Raw genomic sequence first — 15,056 nt, 5'->3', positions numbered from 1 at the left:
AATCACAATAAAGACTTCATAAAATGAACGAAAAACAATTTAAACTTAAACACTATATTGCTCTTGGCTTGCTTTTGATTGCGATTGTTATTTCAGCTATTCAGCCTCTTGAATTTGAAGCCTATTTACTTCACCAAGCGGGCACTGTGTTTATGTTGATTTTGCTCTTTGTTATTTTTAAGAAGATTGGACTCGATTTTTTAAGTTTTACTTTCTATCTGCTGTTTTTGCTCATCCATATTGTTGGTGCACATTACCTGTATTCATACGTTCCATACAATGATTGGATACAACAAGCATTCAATTTTAACTTAGATCAATACATGGGTTGGTCCCGTAATATGTATGATCGTTTGGTTCATCTTGCCTATGGTATTTTTCTCTACCCTCTTACTTATCGCGTGTTTCAGGTGTGGTTACCATCAGTAAAGCCATTCAGTCTATTTTTGCTAGTGGTTCAATTTGTCATGGCATCAAGTGTTTTATATGAACTTATTGAATGGGCAATTGCTATCGGATTATCTCCCGAAGAAGCCGAAAATTATAATGGGCAACAAGGCGATATGTGGGATGCCCATAAAGATATGCTGTTAGCGACCATTGGTGCAATTTTCTATGGACTTCTTGCACTCATGATTCCATCTAAAACAAATAACTCATAAATAAAAAAGCGCTCAATGAGCGCTTTTTTTTAAGATCACTTTAGACAACAGGATAGGTTTGTTCTAAAAGGCTTTGTAAAACCGAAGAAGTCGTATCAGGCAAAACATGCTCAAGATTGGGAGTAATATTACTAGCGTTCGTAGTTATATCACTCTGATCATTTACCTGAGTAGGCTTTAATGCCGCTGAAGATAAAAGAGTTTCAATTGGGTCTGGTTCACTAGATGTAGAGCTTTTTAACAAATAATCTAATGGCAAAGATTTCTGCTGCTGGCTATCCGTTTCATTTGTTGTGCTTTGTACTAACTTTAATGTGTTTAACCCAACACTATCAGCAACAGATACAGTTTCTGTATGAGCAGTATCAACAGCTACCTCACTTAAACTCGCAACCTTTGGAGCGACCACGTCAAACGTAAAAGGTAAACTCACTTCACTGGTAAACCCTGCCTCATCGGTTTGCATTAAGGTAATAGTATGTTTACCAATGGCTAAAGTTTTATCAAGTGTAAATGACCACTCACCACTAGCATTTACTTGACCTATTTTAATAATTGAAATTGCTACTCCGTTATCGTAAATGGTCAAGGTCGCATTGGATTCAGCTTTGACAGTAAATTTTGGGGTCGCATCATCTGTTTCAGAGTTAGCAAGGATTTGTTTTATAGCGGTCCCATTATCATCATATACCTTAAAACTCGGTTTATCAGGAGGCGTATCCTTTGTACCATTGATTTCCAGAGCTACAGAACTATTGCCAGAGGTATCTATAGCAGATACAGAGGCCTTATCTTTAACAGTTAAAGCGGGTGAAATCGTAATTGTAAATTTCCCATCCGCATCAGCTACTCCACTACCAATAACCTTAGTACCTATTGTTATTTGTATTTTTGCATTAGCTTCGGCAGTTCCTGTTACTGTTGTGCCATCAGCATTAATTTGGGCTGTAGGTTTATCCGGTGCAATAGTATCATAGCCAGCTTTAATTTCTAAAGGCTTAGAGGTATTACCTGCTGCATCTTCAACAACAACTGTTGCCTTTTGGGACTCTTTTAATGCAGGCGAAAGCGTGATTTGAAACTCACCTTGTGCGTTTGCGGTACCAGTTCCAATCACTTTACCATCAGCATCTTTTATCTGAACTTTTGCATTAGGCTCAGTTTGTCCTTCGACTGTGGTACCTTCTTTATTAACTTCAACTAAAGGTACATCCGGAGCGAAAGTATCCTTTCCGGCAATAATTTTAGTTGGTTCAGATTTATTGCCTACAGCATCTTCAGCTATAACTTTTCCACCCGCGTCACTCGTCAATGGTGGAGTAAGCTTTAAAGAAAAAATACCATCTTTATTTGCAGTTACAGTGCCTAGTACATTACCACTAGCATCATAAACAGTGATTTTTGCATTTGGTTCAGTTCTACCATCTAAGATTGAACCATCTTCACTTAACTGGGCGCGTGGGGCATCTGGAGCAATTGTGTCTTTGGGACCTGTAATAGAATAAGCACTAGACTCTTTACCACCTTCATTTTGAGCAGAAACATTTAATTTATTTCCATCTGTCAAAGGTTTATCTAGCTTAATCGTAAAATTACCACTTGCATCTGCGTTACCTGAAGCAATCACATTTCCACTTAAATCTTTAATATAAATTTTTGCATTAGCTTCGGCTTTACCTGTGACCGTAACAGCATCATCTGCAAGTTTTACTTCTGTTGGTTTCGCAGTGGTTGGAACATTAACAGGCGAGTCATCTTTGTCATCATTATCAAAAGCCCAAAGATATAAACCTTCAGCAGCTAAAACAGCCAAACCTGCTTTTAGCACATTACCCATCGAAAAAGTTGGGGAATCATCAACTGCCATTGTCGAAGCTGGTTGGCTCGTGCTGGTATAGGCTAAATCTGTGACATGGTTTAAACCTGTATAGTCGATCACCTTACCCTGAGCGTCAAATTGTGCTTCAACAAATTTTCCATGTTCAGTCGGAAGAACAAGTGAATGTTCTGTTGTATTCGTTACTTCATTAAAGAAATTTTCTAAGACAATAGTCTCTCCATTTTTTAAATGGACGACTAGATTTCCACCTTGTTTTTCCACCGATGCTATATCTTTTTGACTTACACCAATTTGAATAATAGAAGGTTTACTTAACACGACCTTATTGAGCTGACCATCTTGCAGAACGTCCAAACCCTCTTTGGATGCTACAATTATTCTTGTCATTATTTCCTGTCCTAAATTTCAGTTATATTTTTAAATGTCTAACTTTTTAAATATTTCATTTAAAAGCTATTTTATTGTTGTTTAAAATATCAAAACCATGTGTTTATCACAATTCAAAAATTATATTTATCAATATTTATTTTTTACTTTCCATTAAAAATCTAAGCGTATTTAATAAGACAATTTTGAATATTAACTTTATAAAAAAACCAGCATTTAAGCTGGTCTTTTATAACATTTGAATTAGATAAACTTATAGTTTTGGATCACGTACCTGTACAAGCATCGTGTTCGCTTTTGCTAGGCTTTCCATGACTTTGCCGATTACAGTAGGAATCAAACTATCGGCCATTTGCGCTGCTTGTAAACCCAGCTTTTCACCTAAAGTCGCTTTCTTACGTGTATTAATGACATACACATCATGTTGCGGCAATAAAGCTAATAAGTACTCATCAGATGTTTGTAATTTATCAACAAGGTTCAAATCTAGAGCATCTTCACCATACCAATGCTCACCTGTCGCTACCTTATCAACATTAAGCTGTGGGCGATATTTTTCTACAAAGTGCTTAAATAAGACATGAGTTTGTTGCAACTCTTCTTCGAACTTCGCTTTACCTTCAGGCGTATTTTCACCAAACATAGTTACAGTACGCTTATACTGCCCTGCTGTGTAAAGCTCAAAATCCACATTGTGTTCTTTTAAAAGGCGATTAAAGTTTGGAACTTGAGCAACCACACCAATTGAACCCACAATAGCAAACGGCGCTGCAATAATTTCATTTGCAATACATGCCATCATATAGCCACCACTTGCAGCGACTTTATCAACACAAATTGTTAAATGAAAACCTGCATCGCGTAAACGCACCAACTGAGCTGCTGCTAGACCATAACCATGCACCATACCACCTGGGCTTTCAAGACGAACTACGATACGATCACGTCCTGCTTTAGCAGTTGCTAAAATCAGGGTAATTTCTTCACGCAAGTTTTCAACTGCCGAAGCTTGAATATCACCTTTGAAATCTAAAACAAAAATCTTCTGATTATTTTTACGGCGAATTTTAGCTTCTTTAGCAAGTTGTTGAGCTAATTGTAAAAGTTCTAAACGGCTTGCTGTAGTTTGCGCAATTTTTTTTCTCTGTTCATTGACACGTGCATTTAAATGGCTGACACGTATTTCCGCAGGGAGTTTAGGCAAATGGAATAACATAAAATTCTAAGCTCATAAGTTTATCTTTATAGCCTTAAGATGTGGTCCTTTTGATTAAAATTCAATAGCGATTTTGCAAAATAGAGTCATTTTCATTTATAAAATAAAAAAAAGAGCACATGGCTCTTTTTCTTTTATTGTTTATTAATCAACCGAAGCGACCAGTAATATACGCTTCCGTTAACTGATGGTCAGGTTGAGTAAAGACTTTTTCAGTTGAGTTGACTTCAATTAAATCACCTAAATGGAAATAAGCAGTACGATCAGAAACACGTGCCGCTTGTTGCATTGAGTGAGTCACAATCACAATTGTGTATTGATTCGACAATTCAGAAATGAGTTCTTCTACTTTTGCTGTTGCAATTGGATCGAGTGCAGAACACGGCTCATCCATTAAAATTACTTCAGGACTAACAGCAATGGTACGTGCAATACATAAACGTTGTTGCTGACCACCTGATAAACCTGTACCTGGCTGGTTCAAACGGTCCTTAACCTCATCCCACAAACCAGCTTTACGTAAGCTATTTTCAACAATTTCTTCTAGGTCATATTTATCACGTGCTAATCCGTGAAGTTTAGGACCATAAGCCACGTTGTCAAAAATAGATTTAGGGAATGGGTTTGGCTTTTGGAACACCATACCAACCTGAGCACGCAATAATACAACGTCTAGATTTGGGTCATAAATATTGTGGTTATCGAGGGTAATTTTACCTGTTACGCGGCAACCATCAATCGTATCGTTCATACGGTTTAACGTACGAAGAAACGTTGATTTACCACAACCTGAAGGACCAATAAATGCGATCACTTCATTTTGATAAATATCTAGGTCAATACCCTTGATAGCTTCAAAATCACCATAATAAACATGGGCATCTTGTGCACTAATTTTAATTTCGTTTGAGTTCTGTTTTTTTGAAGTATGTGGTTCAAAATGCGAAACATACGAAGTGCCATGATTCAGCGATTTATCTGTAAATTGAGATTGTTCAGTATTCACTAACTTATCCTTTTCTAAGGAATTCGTAATATCAATAGTATTCATGATTTATCCTCTATTACCAACGCACTTCGAACTTTTTACGTAACCAAATTGCAAGACTGTTTAAACCAATCATTAATGCAAGTAGTACGATAATCGCAGCAGCAGTACGGCCTTCGAAGAAGTTACGCAACTCATTCCCCTGCCATAAATAAACCTGTACAGGTAAAGCAGTTGCTTGATCAAATGGAGTTGATGGAATACTTGCAACGAATGCACTCATCCCGATTAAAAGTAAAGGTGCGGTTTCACCAAGCGCATGTGCAACACCAATAATTGCACCTGTCATAATGCCCGGTAATGCCAACGGTAAAACATGATGGAAAATCGTTTGGAACTTAGAAGCTCCCAAACCAAGTGCCGCTTGTCGAATAGAAGGTGGCACTGCTTTTAATGAAGCGCGTGTGGTAATGATGACTGTTGGTAGTGTCATTAAGCTTAAAACCAAACCACCCACCAACGGAGCTGATAAAGGCAAATGCATCCAGCCAATGAAAATTGCAGCACCGAGTAGACCAAATACAATTGAAGGAACAGCAGCAAGGTTATTGATGTTAACTTCAATAATGTCGGTAAGAACATTTTTTGGAGCAAACTCTTCGAGATAGATTGCGCTGGCAACACCAATTGGGATCGCAATGATGATCACGATGAGCATCATGAATAATGAACCCATGAATGCACCTGCAAGACCACTAATTGCTGGAGAACTACGTGAGTCAGGGTTCTTAAATAAGTTCAAGTTAAATGTACTTTCAAGAACGCCTTTTGCTTTTAAGTCATCTGCAAGCTTACGCACTTCTGGATCGAGTTGTTGCTGATCATCTGGTAATGAACGATCAATATTACCTTTTAACCAAACATCGACGTTCGCATCACCCAAGAAGGTAATATTTTCTTTTTTACCAATGAGTGATGGATCTGCAAAAACCATATCACGGAGGCGATAAGCTTCCGAGCTTGCATATAAGCTGCTTAGGTAGTCACGTTGCGATGCAAGTGCAGGATCTTTAGCAATCATTCCATTTACAATGATGCCATCCCAATCGACCATACCCATTTTAGTTTGCCAATCAACATAACGTTCTTGGTAATGTGCAGGTGTTTCACCTTGAGTACGTACAGGTACTGGTCCTGCATCAATCACTTTAGGGTCAAAGTAAATTGGAACATTCATACTGGTTTGCCAAAAAGCAGGTAAACCTTTTGCCAAAATACTACCGAACAAGAGAGCAACGAATGCAAGACCAATAATGACTGCCGAGAAACCCGCAAAACGGAAAGCTTTTTCTTTACGATGACGTTTAGCTAAGGATTTTTCAATAACCTGTTTACGTCGTTCACGTGTTTCGGCAGCAGTTTTCGGATCAAATACGTTCTGATCCATAGGAGACGATGTATTTGATGTACTCATTCGTATTGCTCACGGTATTTACGCACAATGTACAGTGCTACAATATTTAATCCCAAGGTAATAACAAATAGTGTTAAACCTAGCGCGAATGCAACCAATGCTTGTGGACTTGAGAAGTCTGTATCTCCAGTCAACTGTTTTACAATAGTTACTGTCACTGTCGAAACAGCTTCAAATGGATTTGCGTGTAAAAGTGGACTGTTCCCTGCTGCTAAAACCACAATCATGGTTTCCCCAACAGCGCGAGAGACTGCCAATAAGAAAGCGCCTGTAATACCCGGTAAAGCTGCCGGTAATACGACTTGACGAATTGTTTCAGACTTAGTCGCACCAAGTCCTAAAGAACCGTCACGTAGTGCACGCGGGACTTGAGTAATAATGTCATCTGACAAAGATGACACAAACGGGATAATCATAATTCCCATTACAAAGCCAGCAGTTAAAGCACTCGTCGCATTAATCTCTAAACCAACATATGCACCCGCTGCTTTAAAGAATGGCCCAATAATCATCATGGCAAATACACCATAAACAATTGTTGGAATACCAGCTAAGACTTCAATTGTTGGTTTTGCCCATGAGCGGAACCATGGTGAAGCATATTCAGCTAAATAAATTGCGATCATTAATCCAACTGGTACAGCAACGAGTAGAGCGATACCACTGACCATGAGCGTACCCCATAGCAATGGCAATAAACCATAACTGCCTTCAGCATTACCAGAAGTACTAAAGCCCGGATTCCATTCTGTACCAAAGAAAAAGTCCATTGGACTGACAAAACGGAAGAAGTGCATTGCTTCACCAAACATCGACATAACGATACCGATGGTTGTTAAAATCGCAACACCAGAACATAAAATCAAACCAACATTAATGGCACGTTCAACTTGGTTACGAGCACGATATTGTTGGCTGATTTTTTTCTTTGCCCAAACCAACCCCAATAAAGCAGCACAAATTACAACAGCAAATTTGGCAAAAGAGCCAATGGTTTGAAATTTTGCAAACTGTTGAGCAGCAGCTAATTCGTAGGCTGCCGGTTTATCGCTCACCCCAAAACCTGAAGCAATTGATTGAACACGATCAACCAATACACTTCTACCCGCTTCATCAAGAGAAGCACTTACAGACGCCGGAATATTATTAAAAATAATATGATTTAAAATACTTGGTTCAACCAAGTTCCAAATGATCAAAATTAAAAAAGCAGGGATACCGCACCAAAGACCAACCAGTGCGCCATAATAACCAGGACGAGAATGTAACGTCGCCGAGTTGCTTCCCTTACCTGCTATGTTACGGCTCTTTCTCAGCCCAAGTTGATATGCAATTGCCACGAGGGCTAACAACACACCGATAAGTAGCAGATTCATGTACTCTCCACTGTTTTCTCAATTGTCATAATTTGGAAAAACAAGTTAGACAAAAAGGCTGATGAACTCTTAAGATCACCAGCCTTCATTCAAACTAACTTATTTAACAGTTTTACCTGCTTTAAAGTCAGCCAAAACTTTTGCACGTTCAGCATCAGACATCGCGATTAAACCATCACGCTCAGCTTTAGAACCTTTACCAGTTGCTTTCTTGCTTACGAAATATTCTACATATTGCGGTAAGCCTTTAACTGATTTTAAGTGTTCGCCTTTCACGTAGAAGTACAATGGGCGAGATACAGGGTATGTACCATTCAATACTGTCTTCTCAGATGGAACAACGTTGTTTACTGTTGCTACACGTAACTTGTCACGGTTCATGTCATAGAAACTTAAACCAAACACGCCTACAGCACTTGGAGAAGTTTTTAAGCGCGCTAATGTTTCTGTATAGTCGCCAGCGATTTCAATTACACGGCCATCTTTACGGAAAGTAGAACATGCTTTCTTCTGAGCATCTTTATCTAAGCTCTTGAAGTATTCATATGCTTCACAACCAGCTTCAACCATTTTCTCTTGGAAAACTTCACGAGTACCGTGGTTAGATGCAGGGATTACAAGAGTAATCGGTTCATTTGGAAGTGTTTTATCAATTTGATTCCAGTTTGTATATGGGTTTGGAACCAATTTACCTTTTGATGGTAACTGTGCAGCTAAAGCAGCAAACACATGGTAAGGTTTTAATTTATAAGCTGCTTTGTGTGAGTTAGACGCGAATACAATACCGTCATAACCGATTTTGATTTCTTGAATTTGTTTTACACCAGCTTTGTTACAAGCTTCGATTTCAGTGCTTTTAATTTTACGAGAAGCGTTAGCAACGTCGATCGTGTTATCGCCAACACCTTGACAGAATTGTTTCAAACCAGCAGAAGAACCGCCAGAACCAACTACAGGAGTTTTAAATTGAGGGAAAGTATTACCAAACTCTTCAGCTACAACGCTGGCAAATGGTAATACAGTTGAAGAACCAGCAATTTGAATCGTATCACGAGCTGCATTTGCAGTCGTTGTTACAGCTGCCCCAGTTACTGCTAACGCAATTGCGATTTGACGTGGATTTAAGCGCATTCTGTTCTCTCTCATTAATGCAATAGGTTGTACGTCACTTTTTGTTGAGTGCTTGTACGCTCTTCGATAGCTGCATTGTGAATAGAAAATATGACAATTAAGTTACAGTATGATGACGCTTTAATGATTTCGATATTGTTAACTGTCACATTAATATTTTTTATGTACTATCAATTAGTTATTTTAAATATAGAGATTATTTTACCTTCTCTATCAATCTATATTATGACATTAACTAAAAATATTAAATTTTTATTTTTTATAAAATATAAAAACAAAAGGTATTATAAATATATTAAAAAACGGTAATTTAGTGATTTATTAATTTTATTATTTAAATATTTTCTGTCATTAAAATTATTATTAAAAATTTCTAGAAAAAATAATTTCTTTGTAACATGAAAATAATATGACAAGAGATAAAGGGTTACCAACCTTAAGGCTGATAACCGCAATATCATTGTCAATTTAAAGGATCAATTCGATTGTACTTCTGGCAAAACAACCATTTTTTTACGATATTTTAAGAAGTACATCACAGCTAAAACAGCAAGCCAGATTGGCCCTAAAATAACTGCCAATCTCATATCTGGAGTCATCGCCATAATAATAAGAATAAAGCATACAAAGCTAATGGTTAAATAATTACTCCAAGGACTCATAATACTTTGGAATTTAGTTTGGCGTCTTTGCAATTTCATTGCTTTAGTAAACTTCAAATGAGTCACTGAAATCATGAGCCAGTTAATAACAAGTGCAGCCACCACAAGCATCATGAAGAGCTGAAAAGCTTGACCAGGAATCAGATAATTCACGACCACACATATTGCTGTGATAGATGCAGAAACAACTGCTGCTGGAACCGGAATACCGCGACTGTTTACTTTTTTCAAAATTGCAGGAGCATTACCCTGCTCTGCCAAACCATGCAACATACGACTATTACAATAGATACAGCTGTTATAAACTGAAATAGCAGCAATCAAGACCACAAAGTTCAGAACGTTCGCAACACCGTTACTATTGAGTGACTGGAAAATCATGACAAATGGACTGCCGCCTTCTGCCACCATGTTCCATGGATAAAGACATAAAAGAATACCGATTGCACCGATATAAAAAATTAAAATACGGTACACAATCTGATTTACTGCTTTAGGAATAGTCGTTTCAGGTTTCTTCGTTTCAGCTGCAGCAATACCAATTAATTCCAAGCCACCAAATGCAAACATAATGACAGCTAAAGCCATGACAAAACCGTGAATCCCGTGCGGGAAGAAACCACCGTGTTGCCATAAATTTGCAACACCCGCTTGCGGACCTGCTGAGCCTGAAAGTAAAAGATAAGCACCGAAACCAATCATACTTAAAATGGCAACAATTTTAATGCAGGAAAATAAGAACTCGGATTCCCCAAAAAAGCGGACATTTACCAAGTTAATGCCGTTAATTAAAATAAAGAAAAATAAAGCAGTCAGCCATGTCGGAATTTCAGGCCACCAAAACTGTATAAACGTCCCAATCGCACTCAATTCAGCCATGCTGACGAGTACATATAATCCCCAATAGTCCCAGCCAGACATAAAACCCGCCATTTTGCCCCAATATTTGTTCGCAAAATAACTAAAAGAACCACTGACCGGCTCTTCAACAACCATTTCACCTAAATGGCGCATAATTAAAAAGGCAATAATTCCTGCAATTGCATATCCTAATAAAATTGAAGGACCAGCCAATTTAATTGTTTGTGAAAGACCTAAGAATAATCCTGTACCAATCGCCCCTCCGAGTGCGATGAGTTGAATATGCCGATTGGATAAGCCTTGTTTTAACTCGTGCTTATTGTTTGCATCCATAACATTATCTCCAATGTTGGTGTCACTTCCTGTACACCTTTATTCAGCACCATATCCGAAGGCCAGAACCCGGCCTTCGGAAATAAGTAGCTTTAATATGAGTCCATTTAATTTTTGAGAAGACTTGTCCTGTCTTCTATTTAAAAAGAGATTGCATCCTTACATTTAATCGGTTGGGAACGCTCCTTTAAAATTTCGTAACCGCGATCACCGTAGTCAAAACGAGCAATCACAGAAGCAAATTTTTTCAAACTTACCGGCGCATCCATTGCTGGTAGTTTTAATTCAATGAAAGTTAACTGATCATTTTGCTGAACATTTTCTAAAACGCTCTTGAGCTGGCCAGCGGTTTCAACCACATAAGTTGTATGGCCTTTTTTACCGTTAAATACCGCAGGAATTTCAGTGTATTTCCAGTTTTGCACGTCGTTATAGGCCGCGTTTTCACCCATAATTAAGCGCTCAATGGTATAGCCGCCATTGTTCAGCAAGAAAATGATTGGTTTTAAACCATGACGGATAATTGTAGAAAGCTCTTGTACCGTAAGCTGGAAAGAACCATCGCCAATAAATAAAATTTGACGGCGTTCAGGAGCTGCCAGCAAGCTACCAAGTAAAGCTGGCAAGGTATAACCAATAGAACCCCAAAGCGGCTGAGCAATATATTTAGCTGTAGCAGGAAGTTTGATACCTGACAAAGCAGAGTTTGATGTTCCTACCTCACCAATAATCACATCATCTTCTTTTAAGAACCCTGAAATGTAATTCCAAAGCACATCTTGGCTTAGCTTTTGTTGAGCTGGAGCTTCAATTACTTTCTGAGGTTGTTTTTCAAGAAGAGGTGTTGTTGATTTACGTGGCGCAACTTTTTTATTTAGCTCGACAAGTAATTGTCCAATTTCAATACCCGGAAAATCCTGACCAAAAATATTTAGGCCATAAGATTTAATTTCGATGTAGTTTTTGGTCTCAATTTGATGAGTAAATACAGCTGAGCCTACATCGGTAAAACGTGCACCAACACCAATTAAACAGTCAGATTGTTCAATGATATTTTTCACATGCGGTTGGCTTGCCCCACCCACATAAGTTCCAATGTAACGAGGTGAGCCTTCATCCATAATATTTTTTGCAGTATTCATCCCTGCAAATGGAATTGAGCATTTTTGAGACAAATCATTTAAAAGTGAAGTTACACCAAAAACTGAAGCTTCATTATCAATAAGAAGTGCTGGGCTTTGAGCATTTGCAATAATGTCACAAAGTTTGCTTACCACACTCTGCAATAATTCAGGTTCAATAGCTGGGTAGCTTAAGTCAAGCGGACGCTCAGATACTTCAATTTTAACGTGAGTAATATCGCCTGGTAGTTGAATGTGTACAGGACGGCGTTCAAGGAAACACTGGCGTAATACACGGTCAATTTCAAAAGCTGCATTTGCTGGAGTTAAACGTGTTTGGGCAACTGTGAACTCTTTCATACAGTTCATAATATTGTCGTAGTTACCATCGACAAGCGTGTGGTGTATTAGTGTGCCCTTTTGAACCGCATGTAAAGGCGGAATACCTGAGATATGAATAAGAGGTACATTTTCTGCATAGGCACCTGCGATGCCATTAATCGCACTTAAGTCACCTACACCATAAGTAGTTGCCAAGGCAGAAAAACCGTTAATTCGTGCATAGCCATCTGCTGCATAGGCAGCATTTAATTCATTACAATTTCCAATAAATTCGAGTTGTGGGTCTGCTTCAACTTGTTCTAGATATGAGAGGTTAAAATCACCAGGTACACCAAAGAGATGTTGGATACCCATTTGTTTTAAACGAAGATTTAAAAAGTCACCGATTTCTATGAACATTGCTCTATATCCTTTGAGACCAATTTTTATTCCATAGAAAAATAATATTTCATCTATCTTTTAGATTTCGTGCATAATGAAAACGCATTTTAATAAAAATACATGATTTGTGTATCATAAAAGGATTTTATGCAATGGATAAGTTCGACTGGCAAATCATTCAGGCACTACAAAAGAATGGACGGCTCACTAATCAGGAAATAGGCGATTTAATTGGCTTATCTGCTTCGCAATGTTCAAGAAGAAGGCAGCTACTTGAGCAAAAAGGGATAATTCTAGGCTACACTGCGCGCATCCAGCAGCAGGCGCTAGGACTGGAAGTTACAGCGATGATACATATTAATCTAAGAACACACGAGGCAAAATCACAGCAGGCTTTTCAAGAACTCATTGAAGCTGAAGACAACATTCAGGACGCATTTTCAATTAGTGGTGATGCAGATTTTATTTTAAAAGTTGTTGCAGAAAACTTAGAACAGCTTTCTCAATTTGTGACTGAAAGATTACTTTCTTATAATTTTATTGGGCACATAAAGTCTTACATCGTTCTTAAAAAAATTAAAGAACAGAATCATTTTTTAATCAAACCTAAAAGCATGAGCTATCATCACTCTCAATAAAATAACTCAGCTTTTCACTCTTAAAAGTGAAAATAAAAAGGCGGATACTAGATCCGCCTTAAAATTAATATTTAGACTTTACTGATATGAACCGTTTGCCCAATCGTATTTTCAAGCAAGCCTTCCAGACCAAATTCAGCACCTAGGCCAGACATTTTCCAGCCACCAAAAGGTGCATGAGGCAGAACCTCCGCATGGGTATTAATCCAAACAGTTCCGCATTGAAGCTGACTAGCATAAGTCTGAGCGGCTTTAATATCAGAAGACCAAATTGAGCCACCTAAACCAAACTCACTGTCATTGGCACGAGCAATAGCATCGTTAATATCGGTATATTTTAAAACAGGCAACACTGGACCAAACTGCTCTTCTTGGACCACGCGGCAAGAATCAGAAACTTCAGTCAAAATAGTTGGTGCAATAAAATAGCCCTGCTCCGGTAATTGTTGTTGCCCAGACAGCGCTTTTGCACCTTGAGAAATAGCATCAGCAATAAGTGCTTTCACTTTGTTATATTGCATTTGGTTTTGTACTGGGCCAAATGTTGTAGAAGATGCCATTCCATCACCCACAACTTGGGCGTTGGCAATATCAGCTAGTTTTTGAGATAAAGCTTCATATTGGCTTTCATGCACGTATAAGCGCTTTAACGCAGCACATGTTTGACCAGCGTTTAAGAATGCCATATTAAAAATCTTAGCTGCAATTTCATCAATATTTGCATCTGGTAATACAATACCAGCGTCATTACCACCAAGTTCTAAAGTTAAGTGTTTTAGCTGCTGAGCTGCACCAGCCATAATGTGTTGGCCTGTTCGAGTTGAACCCGTAAATACAACTTTTTGTACATCAGGATGAGAAGATAATGCTTCACCAATCTCACCAGCACCAACCACAATTGAAATAACACCAGCAGGGACTTCTTGCTGAATGATTTCACATAAACGTAAAGTTGAGAGTGGTGTGTATTCAGAAGGTTTGCTGATCACAACGTTACCCGCACGCAATGCAGGCATGATGTGCCAAACTGCAATCATCAGTGGCCAGTTCCATGGCGTAATTGAAGCCACTACACCTAATGGTTGGCGATGGCGCTCGATACGCTTAGTTTCACTGTCTTCAATTACTTCTACAGGTAAATCCATTGCAGCCGCATAACGCGTCCAGCCAATTGCACCCTGCACTTCCATTTGTGCAAGCGCCAATGGCTTACCTTGTTCAAGCACAACCAGCTCCGCGAGCATTTCAGCATGCTTTTCAATGCCATCTGCAATCTTGTTCAAGATTGACTTACGCTCTTCGTGCGAGACTTGTTGCCAAGCTTTAGATGCTTGTTTAGCAGCACTCACTGCCTGATTGACTTGCGCAACCGATGCTTTTGCACAACGTGCAGCAGTTAAGCCAGTAGCAGGGTTAAGAATTTCTAGTTCACCTTGTTCACCTGAACAAAGTTGACCGCCAATAATGAGTTTAAATTCATTGAACATATTCGCTTGTTGCATTTCTTCTTCCTTGTCTTAATTGTAATTACAGCCACTTACTTTTTTCAGTTAAAGCGGGATTATTTAAAGTGAGTACGATATTGATATATCAATGCGACCCAAAATATCGGGAACATACCAATACAATAAGAAATTTGCTCCC

Annotated in this window: 11 protein-coding genes; 2 read left to right on the top strand and 9 right to left on the bottom strand. The window is 38.5% G+C overall.

Features of this window, described 5'->3' with window-relative positions:
- Positions 1–23: 23 nt before the first annotated feature.
- A complete protein-coding gene (locus J655_RS10615) occupies positions 24–662 on the top strand; it encodes a DUF2238 domain-containing protein (RefSeq protein WP_032007358.1) in 639 nt (212 codons plus the stop codon).
- A 40-nt stretch (positions 663–702) separates the two neighbouring features.
- On the opposite strand, the gene blp2 is transcribed toward J655_RS10615, so the two are convergent.
- From blp2 to J655_RS10575, 8 genes are all read right to left on the bottom strand, one after another.
- Complete coding sequence (gene blp2 / locus J655_RS10610; protein WP_032007359.1) at positions 703–2,889, bottom strand: Ig-like repeat protein Blp2; 2,187 nt, start codon at positions 2,887–2,889, stop codon at positions 703–705.
- A gap of 253 nt (positions 2,890–3,142) precedes the next feature.
- Positions 3,143–4,105: a protease SohB gene (gene sohB, locus J655_RS10605; protein WP_032007361.1), complete on the bottom strand. Its 963-nt coding sequence runs from the start codon at positions 4,103–4,105 to the stop codon at positions 3,143–3,145.
- 148 nt (positions 4,106–4,253) lie between these two features.
- Positions 4,254–5,156, bottom strand: a complete 903-nt coding sequence (gene pstB, locus J655_RS10600) for a phosphate ABC transporter ATP-binding protein PstB (protein WP_005067963.1) — start codon at positions 5,154–5,156, stop codon at positions 4,254–4,256.
- Positions 5,157–5,169: 13 nt separating this feature from the next.
- A complete protein-coding gene (gene pstA / locus J655_RS10595; protein WP_032004488.1) occupies positions 5,170–6,567 on the bottom strand; it encodes a phosphate ABC transporter permease PstA in 1,398 nt (465 codons plus the stop codon).
- On the bottom strand, positions 6,564–7,943 hold the full coding sequence (gene pstC / locus J655_RS10590; RefSeq protein ID WP_002119004.1) for a phosphate ABC transporter permease subunit PstC: 1,380 nt from the start codon (positions 7,941–7,943) through the stop codon (positions 6,564–6,566). Before pstC ends, pstA begins: the two co-directional genes overlap by 4 nt.
- Before the next feature lie 99 nt (positions 7,944–8,042).
- Entirely contained in the window at positions 8,043–9,074 is a 1,032-nt protein-coding gene (locus J655_RS10585; protein WP_002118975.1) for a substrate-binding domain-containing protein, read from the bottom strand.
- Between the two features lie 476 nt (positions 9,075–9,550).
- Positions 9,551–10,930: an amino acid permease gene (locus tag J655_RS10580; RefSeq protein WP_032052348.1), complete on the bottom strand. Its 1,380-nt coding sequence runs from the start codon at positions 10,928–10,930 to the stop codon at positions 9,551–9,553.
- A gap of 140 nt (positions 10,931–11,070) precedes the next feature.
- The gene (locus tag J655_RS10575; protein ID WP_017480613.1) at positions 11,071–12,792 is read right to left on the bottom strand and encodes an alpha-keto acid decarboxylase family protein; all 1,722 of its coding nucleotides are present in this window, start codon (positions 12,790–12,792) and stop codon (positions 11,071–11,073) included.
- A gap of 134 nt (positions 12,793–12,926) precedes the next feature.
- Here J655_RS10575 and J655_RS10570 point away from each other — a divergent pair, with 134 nt between their 5' ends.
- Positions 12,927–13,412, top strand: a complete 486-nt coding sequence (locus tag J655_RS10570) for an Lrp/AsnC family transcriptional regulator (protein ID WP_004700117.1) — start codon at positions 12,927–12,929, stop codon at positions 13,410–13,412.
- Positions 13,413–13,483: 71 nt separating this feature from the next.
- Here the strand turns inward: J655_RS10570 and J655_RS10565 are convergent, their stop codons facing one another.
- Complete coding sequence (locus J655_RS10565) at positions 13,484–14,914, bottom strand: aldehyde dehydrogenase family protein (RefSeq protein WP_017480612.1); 1,431 nt, start codon at positions 14,912–14,914, stop codon at positions 13,484–13,486.
- Positions 14,915–15,056: the final 142 nt, after the last annotated feature.

This window comes from Acinetobacter sp. 1294243, assembly GCF_000588015.1.
Classification (GTDB): domain Bacteria; phylum Pseudomonadota; class Gammaproteobacteria; order Pseudomonadales; family Moraxellaceae; genus Acinetobacter; species Acinetobacter pittii.
The sequence above is the reverse complement of the archived record's forward strand: the minus strand, read 5'-3'. Positions and strand labels throughout refer to the sequence as shown.